This is a genomic window from Actinomycetota bacterium (assembly GCA_030018275.1).
GTDB lineage: Bacteria > Actinomycetota > Aquicultoria > Subteraquimicrobiales > Subteraquimicrobiaceae > Subteraquimicrobium.
The window spans coordinates 1-21,011 of sequence record JASEGB010000002.1 but is presented as its reverse complement, the minus strand read 5'-3'; the positions used below and the strand labels follow the sequence as shown (position 1 = coordinate 21,011).

Genomic DNA, 21,011 nt, shown 5'->3' with positions numbered 1-21,011 from the left:
TCGAGTTATAAGCTAATGGGAAGCTAGGAGCTCTGAAGCTGAGCCACTGAGCCTCAGAGCTAACATGGAGGATTTGCGAGGGGTTTTTAGTGTCCTTATATAAGACCCAAGGTATTGTACTGAAATCCATAAAACTCGGCGAAGCCGATAAGATAATCACAATCTACACCAATTCTCGAGGCAAAATAAGTGCAGTGGCAAAGGGCATTCGAAGAACGACCAGTAAGTTTGGCAGTAGACTTGAACCTTTCACTCACGTAGATCTATTGGTATATCAGGGAAGGAATTTGGATACCGTCGCTCAAGCGGAGATCATCTCCTCTTTCAAGGATATCCGAGATGATTTAGAGAAGGTGGAATATGGTCTGGCCATGCTCGACCTGGTTGACAAAATTACTCCCGATGGAGAGAAAGATAGTCAGCTTTTTGAGTTTCTCCTCACCGTTTTGGGGACTCTCGCGAAAATTAAAGCGAACCTTCGACTCCTCCTCATCACCTTCGATATTCAACTCATGTCCATCTCAGGGTTTCATCCCAGTCTCTTTAATTGTGTGGTTTGCGGGAGACACTTAAGTGCATCAAGCTCGAGGGCCGTGCCTACCGGCAGGCAGGCTAAATTTAGTTGCGAATTAGGCGGTATAATATGCATGAGATGCAACCACACCGTGCCTGCCGGCAGGGAGGCTGATGTAAATGCCATTCCAATTTCCTCTCAATCCATCGATATGCTCAATCGATTGCTTTTCATGGATATCGAGGAGATATCGGGGATTGAAATCGACCAAAAGGTGGAGGAGGAACTCTTTAAATTGACTCAGGGTTATGTGAATTATCATTTGCAAGTGAGGCTTAAAAGTCGAAAGTACCTCTCTAAAGCAGGGAAAGGGATAAGGGAGAAGTCTAAAGGGATGAGAAAATAGGAAAAGATTTTTCCCTCTAGATTCTTGATTCGTCCCTTATCCTGAAGTTGATGTTGACTGCTCTTATTTCCTTTGTTAGTATTACCTCAAACTTCCATATCGTGTTTTGCCTCTCGTCCTGAGTTTTGGTTTCGTGGAGGAGAGGTTTTTATTGCATGGAGAATATAGATTTTACATTGTGCCTCCGAGACCCCAAATTCCATTTTTAACTGGAGGGCAAGGTGAATTTCCAGGAGATAATCTTCACTTTGCAATCATACTGGGCGGATTATGGTTGTGTAGTTGCTCAACCTCATGATGTGGAGGTCGGAGCGGGGACCTTTAATCCCGCTACTTTCTTGAGGTGTTTGGGACCTGAACCCTGGAAAGTGGCTTATGTGGAACCTTCGCGTCGACCCACGGATGGAAGATATGGGGAAAATCCCAATAGACTCCAATTTTATTATCAGTTTCAAGTCATCTTAAAACCATCACCCGATGATGTCCAGGATGTTTATCTGGCTAGCCTTGAGAAACTGGGCATCGATTCCAAGAAGCACGATGTTCGATTCGTCGAGGACGATTGGGAGTCCCCAACTTTGGGTGCTTGGGGTCTTGGCTGGGAAGTATGGCTCGATGGGATGGAAATTACTCAATTCACATACTTTCAACAGGTCGGCGGGTTAGATTTGAAACCCATTTCCGCGGAGCTAACTTACGGGATAGAACGAATTGCCATGTTCCTTCAGGGGAAGGGGAGTATTTTCGATTTGGAGTGGATAGATGGCATAACATATGGAGAAATCCATCATCATGGAGAGGTCGAATGGTCTAAATATAATTTTGAACTCGCCAACGTGAACATGCTTTTTGATCTGTTCGGTAAGTTTGAAAAGGAATCAAAAACTGTTTTGAAAAAGGGTTTGATTCTCCCTGCCTATGATTATGTTCTTAAATGCTCTCATGTCTTTAACCTCCTTGATGCCAGGGGGGTGCTCAGCCATCAGGAGCGAACTCGCTACATCAATCGGGTCCGCGATTTGGCCAAGAGTGTCGCCGAGGCATATATCGCCTATAGGAAGAAACTTGGCTTCCCCCTATTAAAAAGCAAATAAGGCTAGAGGGAGAAGTCTAGAGGGAGAAGTCTAGAGGGATCGTCCCTCATCCCTGAACCAGGAGTTGCTGGCGAGCGTTGAAGAAATCTGGAGTCATAGGGGAAAGAAGAGATGGGTAAAGATTTGTTGCTGGAGGTAGGAACGGAGGAGATGCCCGCTTCTGCAGTTAACTTAGGCATCGAGCAATTGAGGGAAAATGCTTCAAGGATGCTCGAAGCCAAAAGGCTCTCCTTTTTAAGTTTAGATGCCGTGGGGACGCCCCGCCGACTCGTCCTGCTTGTTACCAACCTTTCCGAAGTGCAAAGCGAGATTGTGCATGAAGTCAGGGGTCCGGCTAGGAAGGTTGCTTACACCAGTGATGGTGAACCCACGGCAGCGGCCATAGGATTCGCCAGTGCACAAAAGGTCAAGGTAACAGATCTCGTAGTGAAGTCTACTCCTCAAGGGGATTACGTATTCGCCATCAAAAAGGAAAAGGGTCTGCCCACATCTCAACTGCTTCCTAAGCTCCTTCCCCAGATCATATTATCACTATCTTTTCCTAAGTCCATGTGTTGGGGAAAGGGGGAGATTCGATTTGTCAGACCCATAAGGTGGTTATTGGCTCTTTATGGAAATGAAGTTGTCGATTTCTCCCTTGATAATTTAAGAGCAAACAATCTTACCTGGGGACACAGATTTTTGGCGAAAAATCCATTGAAGGTTAAAAATCCTCGAGATTATTTCGGTATTTTGGAGGAAAAGGGCAAGGTCGTCGTGGATCATCGGAAAAGGGAGAGGATCATCAGGGATCAGATCGAGCAAGCCGCTAAGGAAATTGGTGGAAGGGCATTGATTGATCCTCAGACCTTTGCCGAGGTTGTAAACCTAGTTGAATTTCCCCATACGATCTTCGGCACTTTCCCTTCAGAGTACGTTTCTTTACCTCATGATGTCCTAGCCACCGTCATGGAGTCACATCAGAGATATTTTCCCGTTGAGGACGAAGGGGGCAATCTTTTGCCCCACTTTATCGTAGTTCATAATGGTGATCCAAAGCACGATGATATCATCAGAAAAGGTCACGAAATGGTACTCATCGCTCGACTGGCTGATGCCAAATTCTTTTACGAGGAAGATCAGAAAGAGCCACTTGCCGCCCGAGTAGAGAAACTTGAAGGCATAATCTTCCAGGAGAAATTGGGTACACTTCATGATAAGGCGAAGCGCGTTCAAAATCTGGTTATGGAGATTGGACGGGCTCTCAAGGTCGACGAGGGTACTATAAAGGAGGCCGAAAGGGTAGCTTATTTGAGTAAAGCGGATTTGCTCACCGAGATGGTTGGAGAATTTTCAGACCTCCAGGGGATTATGGGCAGGGAGTATGCTCGCCTTTCAGGTGAGCCCGAGGGCATAGCTGTGGGGATCTTTGAACATTATCTCCCCCGTTTTGCCTCCGATATCCTTCCTTCAACGCCCGTGGGGAAAATCGTGAGCATCGCAGATAAATTGGATACCATTGTTGGCTACTTTTCGGTGGGACTTCCTCCCACAGGCTCTGAGGATCCTTATTCCCTCCGTCGACAAGGACAGGGGATAATCAGCATAATTCTGGAGAATCGATTTCCCCTCTCCCTCTCGGAGATGATCCATCTTTCCCTCGATCTTTATCATAAGGCGGGCTTCAAAAATCGCCCTTTCGAAGAGGTTGAAATGGAGCTTAAGGACTTTTTCATGGGGAGGTTCAAAAGTGAGTTGCTATCCGAAGATTTCAACTATGATATCATCAATGCAGTCCTCGGTGAAAAACCCGACAATTTGACGGATTTGAGGGATAGAGTCGTGTCCATAGCCAAGTATAAACAGAGTCCCATCCTGGACGACTTAATCGTGGCCTTTACGAGGTGCAAGAACCTTTCCAATCCCAGCCTAGGGAGCAGGGTAAAAGAACAACTCCTTTCAGAGGAGGAGGAAAGGGAGCTCTATCAAAGATTGATTGAGGTCGAGAAAATCATCGATGAATGTTTAAAGAGAGCCGATTATGATCGAGCCGTAGAGGCTTTAGCGGGGCTTAGACCCTATGTTGACCGCTTTTTTGATGAAGTATTGGTGATGACGGAGGACAAAAGGATTCGCCATAATCGAGTTTCTCTTCTCAATAGGTGCGTTGAGCTCTTCCTGAAAATAGCCGATTTTTCCCAACTGGTTATACCCGGAAATTAACAGGATGTACTTTGGCGAAGTTTAACTTTTATAATAAAATTATTCAAGGTATCTACCTTACGCTTAAAATGCAAAAATCAAAATTACAGATCAAAAATCAAAAATTATTTTAAGCCTGTGTTTCCTTATCCAAAGTCCGAAGTCAAAGATTATAAAGACCTTGGACATGAGTTCATTTTGGATTTTACTTTGTCATTTTTCATTTTGAGTTTTAAATTTTGGATTTGAAGGCTCGGATTTTAATTTATGATACGCCTTAGTGTTATTATAACCTTGTCTAGGTGGATCTAAGTCTTAGGCCTGGGAGGTCCCATGGAGGAGAAAGAAATTCTTGAGGGGACAGAGATAACTGAGGCAAAGGTTACCTTAAAATACGTTTACGATTTTGAAGAAGGCAACGCAAAGATGAAATTTCTTTTGGGGGGAAAGGGGGCAAACCTCTGCGAGATGACAAATCTCGGTCTGCCCGTACCTCCAGGATTTGTAATTTCCACTGAGGCCTGCCGGAAGTATTCAAAGACCGGGTCTTATCCTCCTGGTTTGAAAGAGGAGATTTTAGCTCATCTTAAGTCTCTTGAGGAAAGAACCGAGAAGAAGTTCGGTGATCCGGAAAATCCTCTTCTCGTCTCCGTTCGCTCTGGAGCCGCTTTTTCGATGCCTGGTATGATGGATACCGTGCTCAACTTGGGCCTAAATGATGTCACGGTCAAGGGACTCATCCGCCTCACGGGCGATGAAAGATTTGCCTGCGATGCTTACCGCCGTTTCATCCAAATGTTTGGGAATGTGGTTTTAAAGGTCGATGGTGACAAATTTGAACAGGCGATGGCCAGTCTTAAGGAGAGAAGAGGTGTCAAATCGGATACGGAGCTCACGGCGGCGGATTTAAAGGAGCTCGTTGGGACATTCAAGGGAATCATAAGGGAGGAAACTGGGAAGGAATTCCCCTCGGAACCTCTAGAGCAGCTGGATAAAGCCATCGCTGCAGTATTCGAATCTTGGAATAATCCGAGAGCCATAGTTTACAGAAAGGCTCACAATATCCCCGATGACCTGGGTACTGCGGTTAACATCCAGACCATGGTCTTCGGCAATATGGGGAGTGATTCAGCTACGGGAGTAGCCTTTACCCGGGATCCGGCCACGGGAGAGAGGAAGCTCTATGGCGAATATCTGACCAATGCTCAGGGTGAGGATGTAGTGGCTGGAATAAGGACTCCTCAGTCCATAGCCGAGCTTAGGGAAGAAATGCCCGAGAATTATGAGTTCCTGGGGAGAGTGGCGGAGTCCCTCGAGGAGCATTATAGAGATGTGCAAGATATCGAATTCACCATAGAGAAGGGCAAACTTTATATGCTCCAGACCCGAACGGGAAAGCGAACAGCCTCGGCTGCCATAAAGATCGCCGTGGATATGATGGAGGAGGGACTCATCAGCGAGGAGGAAGCTATATCCAGGATCGATCCCTATCAATTAGACCAGCTTCTCCATCCCAGGCTTGATCCAAAAGCCAAGGTGGAAGTCTTAGCCAGGGGACTGCCCGCTTCACCGGGAGCGGCCACGGGCAAGGTTGTCTTCGATGCCGATAAGGCAGAGGAGCTGGGGAGTACTGGGGAAAGGGTTATCCTGACTCGTTGGGAGACTACCCCTGATGATATCCATGGCATCATTGCAGCTCAAGGGGTTCTCACAAGCCACGGTGGGCTTACCAGTCATGCTGCAGTTGTAGCTCGGGGTATGGGTAAACCGTGCGTTTGTGGCTGTGAGGATGTGAAGATCGACTACGAAAACTGTCTGTTCAAGGTGGACGACGAGATCGTAAGAGAAGGAGATGTAATTACCATCGACGGAGGAACGGGTCGAGTCATTTTGGGAAGCGTTCCCCTCATTCCCCCTGAGATAAGTGAGGATCTGAAAAAGATTCTCGGTTGGGCAGATAAAAGGCGCAGATTGGGTGTGAGAGCAAACGCCGATTTGCCCAGGGATGCCAGGAAAGCCCTGGAGTTCGGTGCGGAGGGTATCGGACTATGTAGAACTGAGCACATGTTCTTTGCCGAGGACAGATTGCCCTTAGTTCGGCAGATGATCCTCGCCGACACCGTTGAAGAACGCAAGAAAGCTTTGGAGAAATTGCTTCCCATGCAGAGGAGGGATTTCGAGGAAATTTTCAAGGTCATGAAGGATCTGCCCGTGACCATCAGACTTTTAGACCCTCCCCTCCATGAGTTTCTACCAAATCTAACGGAACTACAGGTAGAACTGATGGAGTTGAAATACAAGAAGGCACCGGATGAGGTGATACGAGAGAAGGAAAAATTGCTTCATAAGGTGCGAGCTCAGGCGGAGGTCAATCCCATGCTTGGACTGCGTGGTTGCAGGTTGGGTCTGGTCTATCCCGAAATTTACGAAATGCAGACTCGAGCCATATTCGAAGCCGCTTGCAACGTGGCCAGAAAGGGGATAACTCCAAAGGTTGAGGTGATGATCCCCTTAGCTGCTCATGCTGGTGAGCTCAAGGTTTTGAGGGAAAAAGTTGAGGGGATTGCCAATGAGATTCTTGAATCTTCAGGTGTGGATATACCATATGCTGTAGGGACCATGATCGAGGTTCCTCGAGCTGCTGTGACTGCAGATGAAATCGCCAAATATGCCGATTTCTTCTCCTTTGGCACCAATGATCTTACCCAGACCGTCTTTGGCTTTAGTCGGGACGACGCTGAGGGTAAGTTCATGGCGAGGTATTTGGAGGGGGGGATTCTCCCGTACAATCCCTTTGAAATATTGGATCCATCTGGTGTTGGCAAGCTCATGTATATGGCATGTGAACTTGGACGAAAAGCAAACCCTGAACTCAAATTGGGGATCTGTGGTGAGCACGGGGGCGAGCCAAGATCAGTGAAGTTTTGCGATCATATAGGTCTGGACTATGTGAGCTGCTCGCCTTATAGGGTACCCTTAGCTCGTTTAGCTGCTGCCCAGGCGAGAATTGGCGGCGGGGAAGACCTCACCAAGTAATGTCGGGAGTTAGGAGTCAATAGTAAAAGATTAAATTTACTCCCGACTCCTCACTAACAGACTCTCGGCTTCAAGGGGGTTACGATGCTGATAGTAGGAGTCAATGGTAGCCCGAATAAAGATGGGAATACAGCCTTTCTCTTGGAGTGCGTGTTGCAAGCTGCCAAGGAAAAGGGGGCAAAAACCAAAATCATCCATGTCACGGAGTTTTAGCTGGGCAGGAGAAGCCCTATTGCGATGCCTGCTCTAGCCCTTGTGATAAGAGTTGTTTTGAGAGAACTCCTCTGGAAGAGGTCTTCAATCTATTAAAGCAAGCTGATGGGGTAGTCCTGGGAAGTCCCGTCTACTTTGGAACGGTTTCCGCTCAAATGAAGGCCTTCTGGGATAAGACTCGCGACATTCGAGTTTGATCGCTCGTTGCTAATCGAGATTGGTATGAACATCCGTGAACGTATAGAAAAGGAAGAAAAGAGGCTTCTGTCGCCCCGCGCTCAATTGAGTGTAAATTCTAAGGGGCGTAAATTCCCCGAGGAACCCTGTAGCCTTCGGACCTGTTTCCAGCGCGATAGAGACCGCATTGTTCATTGCAAATCTTTCCGCAGGCTTTCCCACAAAACCCAGGTTTTCCTGGCTCCCGAGGGAGATCATTACCGTACAAGGCTCACTCACACTCTCGAGGTCAGTCAGATCTCACGCACTATAGCTCGCTCCCTTAAATTAAATGAGGATCTCACAGAAGCCATTGCTCTGGGTCATGACCTCGGTCATACTCCCTTTGGTCACATAGGAGAGGAGGCCTTAACCGAATGTTTGTGCCAGGTGAAGGATGAGAATCCCGAGCTTTACCCAAGCCTACCTTGTGCCTTCAGACATAATGAGCAATCTCTACGGGTGGTGGATTTCATCGAATATGGAGGCAAAGGTCTCAATCTCACCTGGGAGGTTAGAGATGGAATCCTTCACCACACGGGAGATGAGTCCCCCTCCACACTGGAGGGACAAATCGTGGGGATAGCGGATCGCATCGCCTATATCAATCATGACATCGACGATGCCATTAGAGGAGGAATTTTATCCCAGCGCGACCTACCCCAGGGTCCCCTCGAAATCCTGGGTAAATACCATGGTATACGGATAAATACCATGGTTATGGATATGATTAGGAGCAGCGCGCCTGCTTGTCGGCAGACACGGGGTGAAGGTAGAATCCAAATGAGTCCAATCTTTGCCGAGGCCATGGAGAACTTAAGAAATTTCTTGATGCAGCGAGTATATATGGACTCACCTGCGAAAATGGAGGATGAGAAGGCAAAAAGGGTTCTCAAAACCCTATTTTTCTATTATCTTAAGGATCCCCGCAAGCTTCCCCCAGAATTCTACACGCAAACCGAGGAGGAATTGCCCATCAAGGTCTGCGACTATGTTGCAGGAATGACCGACCGCTATGCTTTAAGAACCTATGAGCAGCTATTCGTTCCCAAAGCCTGGATGATCTAAGCCCAAGTTTTCCATCATCCCAAAATATTTTCAACTTTAGAAGGGGATACCCAACTTTTGTCGAAATTTAGCCTAGTTTATAGATTTCAAACATTTGTTCGTATAAATTGGGAAAAGTGAGAGGAAATATGCTATAATATCCTTTGAATGGAGGGGCTTTCTTCGGAATTTCCCTATTTTACCCCGATCTGTTCCTAGAATTTTGGCAGAATATACTCACTTAAAATCCTTTATTTGCTGTAAAGGATGGACCAATGAACGGTTTCATAAAAGAAGAGGATATAAACGAAGTAAGGGAGAGAAACGATCTGGTTGAGGTGATCTCGGAATACGTTCCGCTGAAGAAGAGCGGGCGTACCTTCAAAGCTCTATGTCCTTTCCATAAGGAGAAAACACCTTCATTCATAGTCGATCCCGTTAAGCAGCTCTATCACTGTTTTGGCTGCGGAATTGGCGGAGGTGTTTTTACTTTCGTCATGAAAATGGATAATATCGATTTTCCGGATGCTGTTAGGGCACTCGCCGACAGGGTCGGATATACCTTGCAATACGAGAGGGGTTCGAAAGAAAGCCAATCTCGTCGGGCTAGATTGTACGAAGCGAATAAGGAAACCATGAATTTCTTTCACAACCTATTGAAGAGCGAGGAGGGCAGGAAAGCTCGGGAATATTTGAAAAATCGAGGCTATGATGCTGAAATTATCGATGCCTTTAAGCTCGGACTTGCTCCTTCTCGATGGGATGGGTTGTTGAATTCCCTATGCGGAAGGGGATTCAAGCTGGATGAGTTGGAAGAGGCTGGTTTGATAATCAAAGGGGAGAAGGGTTTTTATGACCGGTTTCGCTCCAGGATCATGTTCCCAATATTTGATGTTAGAGGTAGGGTAATTGCTTTTGGTGGGAGAATACTGGATGACTCCCAGAACTTAAGTGAATCACCAAAGTATATGAATTCACCCGAAACACCCATTTATAACAAGAGTTCAATCCTGTATGGTTTATATCATTCAAAAAGCGAGATAGCAAAAACCGGTCAAAGCTTGGTGGTCGAAGGGTATACGGATGTCCTCTCTTTGCGCGCTGTGGGTATAAGAAACGTGGTTGCAACGTGTGGAACGGCTTTTACCTCTGATCACCTACGCTTGCTGGCTCGTTTCGGGGAAAGGGTAATATTGGTTTTTGATGCCGATGTGGCGGGTACCGCCGCTGTGGAGCGCGATTTGGAATTATTGGGAGAGTCGAAAGTCGATATTTATGTGGTTTCATTACCGATGGGTACAGATCCAGCCGATTTCATTGCTGAACACGGGAGGAGTGAATTTGAAAAACTTTTAAAGGATGCCGTTCCTCTGATTGATTTTTGCCTAAAACAGGTATTATCCCAGTATAACTTGAGTGAATCTTTACAGCGAGCTAAGGCGTCAAGCGAGGCTTTAACCATCATAGCGGCTCTAAAGAATGCTGTGGCACAGGAAGGATACCTGAAAAAGTTGGCTGACGAATTAAATGTCTCCCTTGATTCACTTTTCTTTGAATTAAAGAGACTGAAGAGATCCAAAACTAAAAGAGCGTCTAAAGAGGTCTCCGAAGACCTGGTAATCACAAGTGCTCAGGAGAAAGCCGAGCAGGAGTTATTAAGGCTGATATTGCAGTACCCGGAGGAATGCAAAGCTGCACTCGCTGAACTGGATGAAGAGCATTTCACCTTGCCCGAGTGTAGAGAATTGTTTACGATTTTAAAATCGCGAGCGCATTACAGATCAGATGAGCATCTTCAAGAGCTTTTATTAAATACATTTAAGCGCGAGGAACTTCAAAAACTCATAAGCAAGCTCATGCTTCAACCAGTGGAGGTTGAAGAGAGAGAAAAATATTTTAAAGATATTTTATTGAGACTCAAGGAATTTGAGATTCAACGTCAAATTAATACTCTTAAGCCCAAATTAGAGCGGATAAATCCGATTAAAAATCCGATAAAGTATGATGCTCTTTTCGAGGAGCTACTTAAATTGGAGGCGAAGAGAAGGAATCTTAGAAGTAGTTTAAGCTAGTCGTATCCCAGATCATTCTGGGATTAGGAGGAAGCAAAGGTGGCTCACCTTAAAGAGTCAGAAATCGAAGAAGTAAAACGTCTAATCAATAAGGGCAAAGAGAAGGGTATACTGTCGTCCGATGAGATTGCCGATGTTCTCCAGGAGGTTGATCTCACGACGGAGCAGATTGAGAACATTTATTCACACCTCCTAGAGCAGGGAATTGAAGTTGTGGATTCCGTTGCTGAGGTGGGAGATATAGAGGAGGAGAGCGAGGAAGAATTGGAAAAGGATTTTGGAAAAGAGCTGGATCTCTCGACCAGGGTTCCCACGAGCGATCCCGTTCGTATGTATTTGAAGGAGATCGGTAAGGTTCCCCTGCTTACCGCCAAAGAGGAGGTTGAACTGGCCAAAAAGATTGAGGCCGGTGAGATGGCTGCAAGGAAGCTGGAGGAAAATTCGGGTCTCCCCCGAGCGGAGATTCGCCGTCTCAACCGTCTGATTGAGGGAGGATCAGTTGCGAAGAGAAAACTGGTGGAAGCAAACCTTCGCTTAGTGGTGAGCATCGCCAAGCGTTATGTGGGTAGAGGTATGCTTTTCCTCGACCTCATTCAGGAGGGGAATCTGGGTTTGATCAGGGCGGTAGAAAAGTTCGACTATCGCAAGGGATATAAGTTCTCCACTTATGCAACCTGGTGGATAAGACAGGCCATTACCAGAGCCATTGCTGATCAAGCGAGAACGATTCGAATCCCTGTCCACATGGTGGAAACAATAAACAAACTCATCCGCGTACAGAGGCAACTGCTGCAGGATTTTGGGAGGGAGCCCACCCCTGAGGAAATCGCCAGGGAAATGGACCTCTCGCCGGAGAAGGTTCGAGAAATTTTGAAGATTTCTCAGGAACCGGTATCCCTGGAGACGCCCATAGGTGAGGAAGAGGACAGCCAACTGGGAGATTTCATCGAGGACCAGGAAGCAGAGGTCCCGGCCGATGCTGCATCCTTTTCTCTCCTTCAGGAGCAATTAAGGGAAGTTTTAGATACCTTAAGTGAGAGGGAGAGAAAGGTAATAGAATTGAGGTTCGGGTTGATCGATGGTCACCCCCGAACCTTGGAAGAGGTCGGTCGGGTCTTTGGAGTCACTCGAGAGCGTATAAGGCAAATCGAATCCAAAACTTTAAGTAAGCTCAGACATCCAAGCCGTAGCGCAAAACTCAAAGACTATTTAGAGTAATGTAGTGAATGTAGCGGCATTTTTTAGAATAGCCCGCGATTCTTCAGCAGAAACAAATGATGGCTAGAAAAGCTGTTCTAACATGGTTTATTTCCCAGGACAGGTATCAATAGCATTTGAGTTTAAAAGAGGAGATTGGTAAGATAATCATAGTATTTATCAAGAGGACCTAATATCCAGTCGAATCAAGATAAGTAACTTTCGATTTCGAAAAAAGAAGCACAATCTCGGAATTTTCCGTATCAGAATCAGCGATATCATTCTCCATCGCATAAAAAACAAATAAAGTCGCTCCCCGGTAGCTCAATTGGTAGAGTGGGTGGCTGTCAAGTGGCAGCTCTCGGTGGAAACATCGGGATGAAAACTGGGTGAATTCAGGGAAGCCTAAGGCTGGTTAAATGGTGATTGGTTAATGGTTAAACGGAGATTAAAACTTTTTATTTAACCATTTGACTATTTAACCAGTAACTAGCTATGGTAACCCTGAGCCAAGCCCCAAAGTTTGGGGAAGGTGCAGAGACTTATAGCGCTCAGCACCTAAGGCCTGAGCGAAGTCGAAGGGTATGGTGAAGAGATAGTCCACTCCCTATGGAAACGTAGGGGCAAAGTGTAACCACTAGGTTGCCGGTTCGAGTCCGGCCCGGGGAGCCAATTAGGACACAATGCAGTTTTTTGAAATAGAAAAGAAAAATCAGGGCGTCACTGAAAGCGACCGCAGAAGATGTTGTGTTGAATTTTGTGACGAAAAAATTATTTTTTGAAATAAAATCAAACGGCGGGGAAAAGAAAAATTTAATTTTTTATCCTTCAATATGAAAGAATCTAACCAGAATTATAAAAATCTAATTAAATATTGCTATGAGATTTTGAAACACTCTCGGCACGGACAACATTTGTTTCTCAATATTCGTGATGAAGCAAAACATTTCGTCGATATATCTAAATTGCAGGAAAAGAAATTTTGTTGTTTGGCGAGGGCGAAGAACTTTGTATTTCTAAATCTACTAAATATAAGAGACAACAGAAGGACCTTTTTGAACATTAAAGCAATCAAAAAATGCAACCAGTACCATCATACCAACATACAGCACCTTGGAAGAATTGAAACAATTTGGGAGAACATATCTATATCTGAAGAGAATGAAATTTTTGAAAAAATTCGGCGTATTTATGATAATTACACTAATAACCCATACGAACTTGAGATCATATATTGCTATTTGTTTATATTAGGAAAAACGAATGACGGGAAACAAGTATTTGCTCCGCTTTTTACCATTCCCGCAGAATTAACATATGAAGAAAACAAAAACTCCTTTGTTATAAGTTTAACAAGCGATGAATTACGGTTAAATATCTTTGCTTTAGCAGGCTTCATGGTGGTGATGGTCCCTCATGTTTGTTACCCTTGGCTTCGAGCTTTGCCGGCACCATCAACGCAACCTGGACTTTCCTTACCCCATCGAAGTCTTTGACCTTTTTCACTTGTTCGGAAGAAAAGTTCTGGCTAAAAATGGCGACTATGTCCCACTTATCGACTTTACGAAATTGTGCCACAGCTACTCGTTGTTGCTCTCCTCCAGAAAGCTGTGCGGGAAAGTGATTAAGCCTCTCTTCCAGCCCCACTATCTTGAGCAGGGTAGTAGCGTCTCTCTTTGGACGGCTTCCATCCCGTGAGGCAAGTTCTAAAGCGAATTCAACGTTTTCTTTGGCAGTCAAGCTGGGGATGAGATTGAAGAACTGAAAGATGAAACCGATTTTTTCCCGACGGAATAGAGTGAGCTTTTTCCGCTTGAAGTGTGAGATATCAAGCCCGTCGATGACGACATGCCTGAAGTGGGCGTATCGATTCCCCCCAAAAGATTTAGAAGGGTGGTCTTGCCCGCTCCGCTGCGCCCTAAGACGGCTACAAACTCACCTCGCTTTACCTATTCTCCCTTACATCGCCTGTTTCAGGTTGAGCTGAATTTTTCACCATTTTGACCCCCTCCTTAAGCTATAAAAGATTAATAAATAATTAATATGTCTGACGAACCTTTGAAGCGAAGATCACCCTTCCTCTAAAAAGAACTTTTTTATTTTTTTGATATCATAGATTTTGAGAGTTCCTTCCTTGACTCCTAGAATTCTTTCGATGGCATTTTCAAAAGCCTTTACTTTTTTTATGAGAATGGAAATACGTTCCGGATTCTCAAATACTGACAGAGTTATGGGAGCAAGCCTTTCTGCCCAACTTAATAACATTGAAAGAAAAATCTCACTGGTCTCTTCGACATCTTTCACCTTAAAAATCCCTTCTTCTGTCCCTTGACGGATAACTTTAGAAAAGAGGGGATACACTTTTTCCCTATAGATTTGATTCAACTTATTTCTTAGTGGAAAATTTTCATCTCGGAACATCACCCGGATATAAGTTATCATCATTTCCCTATTTTCCGTTTTCCAACTTATTATGTTTTCAATAAGACTACGGAATTTCTCGACAGCATTACCTCCCATCTTTTCAACTTTATGCTCAATCATTGTTAGGACTTCCTCTGTTTGCCAGTCAGCTAACTGACCAAGGATATCTTCTTTTGAATGGAAGTAGTGATAGAAGGTACCTTTAGCAATTCCTACAGTTTCCGTAATTTTCTGCACCGAGGTTTGTTCGTAGCCCAATTCATAAAACAAATCTCGAGCTGTTTTTAGTAACTCAATTCTGCGTTCTTCAGGGTCTTTTACCATACGACCCAATGTATCCTCCTTCTGTGAAGCGGGCTTTACATCTATGCAAGACGGGCAAGAAGGATCATCGTTTGGTTGTTATCCTTCATGATATCCAAGGTTTTAGCTATAAAGAGATTGGGGAGGTGCTAAACATATCCTTGGGCACGGTGAAATCCCGACTCAATCGGGCTCGCCTAAAATTGGCCGAGATATTGGCGCCTCTTAGGGAACAATTGAGAAGGTAAGCCCGTCTAAATCATAGAGGTATCGAAATGAAGTGTAAGAGGGTTTTATCATTGCTTTCTTCATATATTGATGGCGAAGTTGATAGGGAACAACGGAGGTAAATAGAGGAGCACCTTACTTCCTGTAGTGTCTGTCTTAAGCGTTTCGAAGAATTGAAGGAAACTGTCCATCTCACAAAGGAGCTTGGGGAAGTTCCCATTCCTTTGACTTTGGCTCGGGATATCCGAGCTCGCGTCCATGCCCAGACCGAGAAAGTTAAAGTCCCTGTTTTTAAGGAGAGATTTAGTTTAAGACTTGTTCCTCGCTACATCCTTATCGCAACGGGACTTTTGGCTTTACTTTTGATGGTCATTATCCCTTTAAGAATACAGCAGGGGATACTTCTTAAGGAGAAGAGAACTCTAAAGGCACCGGCGATTCGCGAGGAAAGAGCTCCCATTATAAAGGTGCCGGAAAAGAGGGAGCGCCCACTCTTAAATATGAGGTGAAGATTAGTTCAAATAATTACAATAGGGGCGAGATAAACGAGTTCCTGAAGTCCACAGGATGGAAGCTGGAAGGCGCAGAGACTCAAACTTATGGTGCTGAATTTAGGGACCGCATCATCTCCTCCATGGCGGATGAAGCTGCTAGACTTGGAGGGGATTCGGGGGAGCTTAGGGAGTGTCTTGAAATCTTATCGAAGGATGAATATGATATCCCCTTATATGCTGAAAGAGCCAAGTTTGAAGGGAAGGATGCTTGGATAATCATAATAGATCGAAGAGGGCCAGTTCTGAAAGGTGGCTTGCAGCATTTACGAGTTTATGTTTGGGGCATAAGAGATCGGAAAGTTTTGTATTCCGCTGGCGGATAGATCTTCATCTTTATTCCACAACTTTTGATCTCTCACGGCTTCTCAAGCTTATATCATAGGCCATCAGGATAATGAGGCAAAGCAGCATGAATTATAAATTTAGACGAAATAGGTCGGGCATTTGTTCCCACTTTTGAGATTTATCCAGAAGTTGCAAAAGAGTCCTTGACTCCCCCCCTTTTTTTGATAAGTTTAAAATGTTTTTGGAGGTGTTAGGGGAGCAAAGGAATTGGTGAAAATGAACTGGCTCAGGAAAGTGCTGGTAACTGCTCTCGTTATTGCGTTTTTATGTCCCGCTGTGGTCTATGCTGATATCTCAGACGATGCTGTGTGGGAGATAGGGGTCGAATATCAAGGAGCTTACGATCCCCTTCAAATTTATTACGCGTGGGGACAAGCCATACGGTTAGACCCCATTCTGGCTTCCGATGATATCGCCTTTGATTTCCAATATTATTTGAGAAGATTTTCTGATTTTTCTAATCCACTATATAGGGGTGATGATTATGCGGGGGAGGAAGATTTTAAATACTATGGGTTGGGAGGCATCGATTATATTCGGATAGATGCTGTTGATGTCGGCATGTGGGTAGGACACGGACCCGAGTGGTATAATCCCTACTATGGAACATATACGGGTTGGTTAGCCTTCTATAATAATCGCGATGACCATTTTCTGTATCCCACCAATGCAAGGTGGGGAGACCAGGATTTAGATTGGATATTCCTTTCCACCTGTAATTTTTTGAAGAACTATGGCTCCGTTGCCCAGATGAATCGTTTATATGACATGATGGAAGGGGTTCATCAAATATTGGGATTCGCCAGTAGCATGTATGAACATCCATATTCCGGAATGACATTGGCATGGCTACTCACGGGGCAAATAAAACCACCGCCAGAATATCCATTACCAGTATATAACATTATAGATTCTTGGATAAAAAATGCAGAGTATTGGCAACCCCAAGGGAAAGGGATACGAGCAAGAATTAAATATTACAAGGCAGATTACGGCGATTGTCTGCCAGGATTTGGGTTTTCTGGTTGGCAACCAGTTCCCTGGAGTCCCTCCTTAGCAGAGTTTTACGATTACAGGGATTACGTGGTTCAGTAGAGGTGAAATAGTGTGTTTCGAAAAATATTCAAAATTGTCTTGCCCCTAATCTTATTGACCGCATTGCTCATTTCTCTGGTTGCTTTCACCAGAATTCGGAGCAGGGAAGCTAACTTGGATGAGCTCCCATCGATAGCCCTGGGAGAATCGGCTTCGCAAGCCCCTATCTGTGAAGATGTTGAGATCATCCTCCCCGATGCAGAGATTTCTTTCCCACAAAAGATGATGGTCTATAAGATAGAGCCCGTGAACATGAGTGATGAACAGATAAAGGATTTAGCCGCAAGGTTTGGTATATCAGGGAAAGTGGAAACCTCAGCCTTGGGAGCTTGGAGAGCGATCGGCGAGGAGGAAGAAGGTAGGGCAAAATGCATCAATGTTGATCCAGAGACGGGAATATTTGATTATACAAACAAGGAGCCATATCCATCTTCTCCTGAAGAGATATTGGAAAAGTGTTTGAATCCTCCCCATCCAAATCTTCCCTCCCTCGATGAGGCTAAATCGGTGGCACGGGATTTTTTGCTAAAAACAGATGTGCTCACTAAGGAAGAGCTGAGCCGATTAAAAGAATCAGCAATGGTTACCGAAACTCGCGGTGAATGGGATCCAATTAAGCAGGAACACGTAGTGGTGCCGCTCCGAGTTGGAGTCAGATATTCCGGTGAACTAAATGGATATCCTATAATGGGGCACGCGAGAATTTCTGTTGGAATAGGACACAATGGGGAAGTAATGCAAGTGTATTATTTCTGGCCAAAGGTGAAGCCATATGGGGAATATCCAATAAAGTCCATCGACGAGGTCATAAGTGACATCAGAAATAACAAGTGCACGGGATTTGGGATCGACAGACCACCCAAGGTGATGAAAATTTCTTCGATAAAGTTAGCTTACTGGGCAAATCCTTGCTTTTTATTGAGTGGAAAGCAGGTATTCCATCCCATCTATTACATAGAGGGAGAAGTACTAAAGGATGAGGAGGACATTTACCGAAAGAAATTCGAAGAGGAAATCAAAAAGTTTAAAATCCCCCCGAAACCAAAACAGAAATTTGAAATCCATGTTCCAGCAATTCCCGATAGGTACTATAAAGAACCCCCATTCAGCGAGATCCCATACAATCCCCCATTTGAGATTCCATAATCTCTTCACTTCGAGGTCTCTAAGTCAAATCTTCCTCGCTTATTTGGAAGAGTTCGAGTATCCTTAAGGCTGCGGGAAGAATCTGATTGGAGATGTAATATTCGATGTCAATATCTTGTGGGGAGATCATGGTATAGGGTACGGCACGCTCGTAAAGTTTGCCCGGTCCCTTCAGGATGACGTAACCAATTTTATCCCCAATGGTGAGTTTATAACCCGCGTCGAGCAAGCGCTTCGCTGCCTCCACATGGGGAGCTCTTGCTGTATAATCCTTCAATGGTTTGGTCAAGGTTTTCCAGATGATGAGATCCTTTGGAGGAGTCTTGCCCTCCTTTATCTCTGAGATGCGTTGGCGAACGAAGCTCGCAGCTTTTTCTGGAGATCGTTCCTTTAAGATGATTCCCAAAACCGTCTCCTGAACATCTCTGGCGATGGTCGCCCAATCTCCTCTCACCACTTCCAGTCCAACGATTTCCAGTCGATCGTCGGGGAGCAGACCCGCATACCTCTTCTTTGCCTCGGTGAATAGGATTCTATCGTATATCTTGTCCGGTCTTATCTCTAATCCCAGTTCCCCTTGGACCTCTCTACCGAAATTCTCTATTTTTTCTGACTCGTAAGCCACGAAGAGGCTGTCAGTATCACCATATATGATTTGCAGACCAACGTTTTTAGCCATTTGGATGGTGCGGGATATGATCGCCCTCCCCCAAGCGGCCGTCGCTTCCGCCACGGGTTTTAAGTACCATCGGGCTCCTATCCACCCTGCGTATCCGTAACAGGCATTGGTGATGACCTTGACCGCCTTCTGCCTTGCATCAAGCACTCTGTATTGTGGAGTATCGGACTTAAGTTCTTTCATCCTCTTTCGAATCTCATCCCTTGCTTTGATCAGGCTCAGCAAGACTTGCTTGTAAAAACCGGGCGGTTCCTTGCGAAATTTATATCCGACCTCTGGTGCTATATAGATGTCCCTGTCCGGCAAAGATTCTCCCGATTTCACGTAAGTATCGGGGGATATATTGTAGAGGATCATGAGATTCGGATACATGGCTTTGAAATCCAAAACGGCTACTTTCTCGTGGATTCCCGCTTCGGGTGGAAGGACGATCGCTCCCACATAGGGGAAATAGGGACGCTCCACCCTTTTTGGGATTAACTCACCCAGTTTGTGAGCCTGACGGATGAGATAATTATCCACCCTGAATCCCACGGCTGCAGTTCCCACATGATCCAGGGGTAGACCCACGAGGTTCGAAAGCTGTATGGCGTAGTCAAGCATAGCTTCGCCTATTCCCATTATCTTCATGGTATTGTCCATTGAGTATTTCAAAAGTTCGGTTCTTCTCTTCTCATCCTCCCAGTAGAAGGGGATATCCGCATCTTCAATCGCCGATCCACCCTTTATCCCCAAATATTCAGCCACATTTTCTAAGGTCTTGACCTTGACCTCGGCGAGATCCTGGGCAAAATCGAACAGATCTACATTTGCTCTTCCGGTGACTGATACATGTCCATAGAGGCTAGTGTGAGGTTCTTTCCCCATCCTGTCCATGGAGAGTTCGAATCCCAGCCTTTTGCATCTGGCTAAAAGATATGGCCAATCGCGACCATTGGAACCATATCCAAGGAGGATATCCGGTGAAAATTGAGATATGTACTTTAAAAAACCCTCTATAATAGGTCTATCATCCCCATCTTCGGCTACGAATTGTCTTTTTTCACCATCGTTGGAGACTAGGGAGATTATCACCACGGGATCCCTCTCCGGTTTCGGTGTTCCCATGGGACTATAGCAAACCAGTGACAGACCCAATATCCTCAAGCTCGGTAAATCGAGTCCCTCTTTCAACTGGGGATGACTTTTGGCTAGATACACCTTATCTACCTCTGCTGCCCTGCCTGCCGGCAGGCAGGCAAGTTCATTTTCGACTTCTTCGACCTGGACTTCGTGCCAACCACAGGGGAATATTTCCCGATCGATCAAGTATTGAGAGGAATAGCGGATATCATCTTCAACGGTATCCCTAATGCCATCCATCTTTATCAGCCTCTTGGCATATTTGCTCATTACATCGGGATTTCGGCATATGATCTGGACTGACTCAACCGGCTTTCCGAAATATTTCCGGGTAACCACTTGAGCCTCGAGAATCTCGGGAAAGAGTTCACCTTGTTTTATCCTTTCGGCAATATCCTTTGGATCTTTTCCTTTCTCGGGGAGGATGTAGAAAGAGGAGAGAAAGCCACGGTCCAAAATCAATGCTCGCTGACCTTGATGGTCTATTCCCCAGAGTCTTATTTCAGGACCATCATCCAGAACTTCATAGTTTACATCGAGGAGCCAGAAAGAGATTTTCATGATCAAAAACTAAGAATTAAACTTTCTTTCAGTATATCCCATAGTTAAGTTATATGTTACGCAAAGGCGAAAAAAACAAAAAATTATTTTCAGAGAAATGAGAATTTGCCCTGCTTTCCGAAGATGATTTAAAATTTCAGTGGATATTTAATTTACCAACTTGGGAAGGCATAAGAGGAAGATTACCCTGGAGAAATGGAGATAATTGTTGTCGATAATGGCTCCACTGACGAAACGATAGAAGTTCTCTCCTCTTTCAACCTTTCTAATTTGAAAATAGTGCAAGCTGCTCATGGAGGAAAGGCGCATGCTCTAAACAAACTTTATTTTCCCTCTCCTTGATTCTTTTTATACCTTTGCTTTTCTCCCAGGGGTTGCGTTCGCTTGCACGGGGCGCTTCTACATCGTTGGTCCGCTTACACTGTTGGTTTTTCCTCTTACTTTCCTCATCGTCTTGATAATGTTTAACAAACAAAAAAGGGTTTTTGTTACAGTAAACTATTATCACCTACGCGGTGATAAATTGTATTATTAACGAGTTAGGTTAACACTTTGCCCTTTGACAAACGCAGGACATG

Annotated in this window: 17 protein-coding genes and 1 pseudogene; 15 read left to right on the top strand and 3 right to left on the bottom strand. The window is 45.0% G+C overall.

Features of this window, described 5'->3' with window-relative positions:
- The first annotated feature begins 89 nt into the window (after positions 1-89).
- The 10 genes from recO to QMD66_00985 all read left to right on the top strand — a co-directional run bounded on the left by recO (position 90) and on the right by QMD66_00985 (position 13,472).
- Positions 90-920 (top strand): DNA repair protein RecO, encoded by an 831-nt coding sequence (gene recO, locus QMD66_01030; GenBank protein ID MDI6821455.1) that lies wholly within the window; start codon positions 90-92, stop codon positions 918-920.
- Positions 921-1,141: 221 nt separating this feature from the next.
- On the top strand, positions 1,142-2,014 hold the full coding sequence (gene glyQ / locus QMD66_01025) for a glycine--tRNA ligase subunit alpha (GenBank protein ID MDI6821454.1): 873 nt from the start codon (positions 1,142-1,144) through the stop codon (positions 2,012-2,014).
- 111 nt (positions 2,015-2,125) lie between these two features.
- On the top strand, positions 2,126-4,216 hold the full coding sequence (gene glyS, locus QMD66_01020; protein MDI6821453.1) for a glycine--tRNA ligase subunit beta: 2,091 nt from the start codon (positions 2,126-2,128) through the stop codon (positions 4,214-4,216).
- Between the two features lie 312 nt (positions 4,217-4,528).
- On the top strand, positions 4,529-7,231 hold the full coding sequence (gene ppdK, locus QMD66_01015) for a pyruvate, phosphate dikinase (protein ID MDI6821452.1): 2,703 nt from the start codon (positions 4,529-4,531) through the stop codon (positions 7,229-7,231).
- A gap of 84 nt (positions 7,232-7,315) precedes the next feature.
- Positions 7,316-7,444 (top strand): NAD(P)H-dependent oxidoreductase, encoded by a 129-nt coding sequence (locus QMD66_01010; protein MDI6821451.1) that lies wholly within the window; start codon positions 7,316-7,318, stop codon positions 7,442-7,444.
- Between the two features lie 71 nt (positions 7,445-7,515).
- Positions 7,516-7,641, top strand: coding sequence for an NAD(P)H-dependent oxidoreductase (locus QMD66_01005; GenBank protein MDI6821450.1), 126 nt, complete (start codon positions 7,516-7,518; stop codon positions 7,639-7,641).
- A 25-nt stretch (positions 7,642-7,666) separates the two neighbouring features.
- A complete protein-coding gene (locus QMD66_01000) occupies positions 7,667-8,728 on the top strand; it encodes a deoxyguanosinetriphosphate triphosphohydrolase (GenBank protein MDI6821449.1) in 1,062 nt (353 codons plus the stop codon).
- Between the two features lie 254 nt (positions 8,729-8,982).
- Positions 8,983-10,779 (top strand): DNA primase, encoded by a 1,797-nt coding sequence (gene dnaG, locus QMD66_00995; protein ID MDI6821448.1) that lies wholly within the window; start codon positions 8,983-8,985, stop codon positions 10,777-10,779.
- Positions 10,780-10,818: 39 nt separating this feature from the next.
- Positions 10,819-11,997, top strand: a complete 1,179-nt coding sequence (gene rpoD / locus QMD66_00990; protein MDI6821447.1) for an RNA polymerase sigma factor RpoD — start codon at positions 10,819-10,821, stop codon at positions 11,995-11,997.
- Positions 11,998-13,031: 1,034 nt separating this feature from the next.
- Positions 13,032-13,472 (top strand): DUF4011 domain-containing protein, encoded by a 441-nt coding sequence (locus QMD66_00985; GenBank protein MDI6821446.1) that lies wholly within the window; start codon positions 13,032-13,034, stop codon positions 13,470-13,472.
- A 76-nt stretch (positions 13,473-13,548) separates the two neighbouring features.
- On the opposite strand, the pseudogene QMD66_00980 reads toward QMD66_00985, so the two are convergent.
- Together QMD66_00980 and QMD66_00975 are read right to left on the bottom strand one after the other, a co-directional pair.
- Positions 13,549-13,925: pseudogene (locus tag QMD66_00980) on the bottom strand (ATP-binding cassette domain-containing protein).
- Between the two features lie 121 nt (positions 13,926-14,046).
- Positions 14,047-14,724, bottom strand: a complete 678-nt coding sequence (locus QMD66_00975; GenBank protein MDI6821445.1) for a TetR/AcrR family transcriptional regulator — start codon at positions 14,722-14,724, stop codon at positions 14,047-14,049.
- An 8-nt stretch (positions 14,725-14,732) separates the two neighbouring features.
- Between QMD66_00975 and QMD66_00970 the strand changes: the two genes are divergently transcribed.
- The 5 genes from QMD66_00970 (at position 14,733) to QMD66_00950 (ending at position 18,071) form a co-directional block, all read left to right on the top strand.
- Positions 14,733-14,951, top strand: coding sequence for a sigma factor-like helix-turn-helix DNA-binding protein (locus tag QMD66_00970; protein MDI6821444.1), 219 nt, complete (start codon positions 14,733-14,735; stop codon positions 14,949-14,951).
- A 153-nt stretch (positions 14,952-15,104) separates the two neighbouring features.
- A complete protein-coding gene (locus QMD66_00965; protein MDI6821443.1) occupies positions 15,105-15,440 on the top strand; it encodes a hypothetical protein in 336 nt (111 codons plus the stop codon).
- Positions 15,437-15,808: a hypothetical protein gene (locus tag QMD66_00960; protein ID MDI6821442.1), complete on the top strand. Its 372-nt coding sequence runs from the start codon at positions 15,437-15,439 to the stop codon at positions 15,806-15,808. Before QMD66_00965 ends, QMD66_00960 begins: the two co-directional genes overlap by 4 nt.
- 238 nt (positions 15,809-16,046) lie before the next feature.
- Entirely contained in the window at positions 16,047-16,925 is an 879-nt protein-coding gene (locus tag QMD66_00955) for a DUF6345 domain-containing protein (GenBank protein ID MDI6821441.1), read from the top strand.
- A gap of 12 nt (positions 16,926-16,937) precedes the next feature.
- Positions 16,938-18,071 (top strand): hypothetical protein, encoded by a 1,134-nt coding sequence (locus QMD66_00950; GenBank protein ID MDI6821440.1) that lies wholly within the window; start codon positions 16,938-16,940, stop codon positions 18,069-18,071.
- A 19-nt stretch (positions 18,072-18,090) separates the two neighbouring features.
- Here QMD66_00950 and QMD66_00945 read toward each other — a convergent pair whose 3' ends face one another.
- On the bottom strand, positions 18,091-20,433 hold the full coding sequence (locus tag QMD66_00945) for a DNA polymerase domain-containing protein (protein MDI6821439.1): 2,343 nt from the start codon (positions 20,431-20,433) through the stop codon (positions 18,091-18,093).
- Positions 20,434-21,011 lie beyond the last annotated feature (578 nt).

Bases quoted from the DNA above. Each gene is read 5' to 3' on its own strand.
- ppdK (MDI6821452.1), top strand. From the start codon at position 4,529: ATGGAGGAGAAAGAAATTCTTGAGGGGACAGAGATAACTGAGGCAAAG.
- QMD66_00955 (MDI6821441.1), top strand. From the start codon at position 16,047: ATGAACTGGCTCAGGAAAGTGCTGGTAACTGCTCTCGTTATTGCGTTT.
- QMD66_00945 (MDI6821439.1), bottom strand. From the start codon at position 20,433: ATGAAAATCTCTTTCTGGCTCCTCGATGTAAACTATGAAGTTCTGGAT.
- QMD66_00970 (MDI6821444.1), top strand. From the start codon at position 14,733: ATGTATCCTCCTTCTGTGAAGCGGGCTTTACATCTATGCAAGACGGGC.
- glyS (MDI6821453.1), top strand. From the start codon at position 2,126: ATGGGTAAAGATTTGTTGCTGGAGGTAGGAACGGAGGAGATGCCCGCT.
- QMD66_01010 (MDI6821451.1), top strand. From the start codon at position 7,316: ATGCTGATAGTAGGAGTCAATGGTAGCCCGAATAAAGATGGGAATACA.
- QMD66_01000 (MDI6821449.1), top strand. From the start codon at position 7,667: ATGAACATCCGTGAACGTATAGAAAAGGAAGAAAAGAGGCTTCTGTCG.
- QMD66_00975 (MDI6821445.1), bottom strand. From the start codon at position 14,724: ATGGTAAAAGACCCTGAAGAACGCAGAATTGAGTTACTAAAAACAGCT.
- dnaG (MDI6821448.1), top strand. From the start codon at position 8,983: ATGAACGGTTTCATAAAAGAAGAGGATATAAACGAAGTAAGGGAGAGA.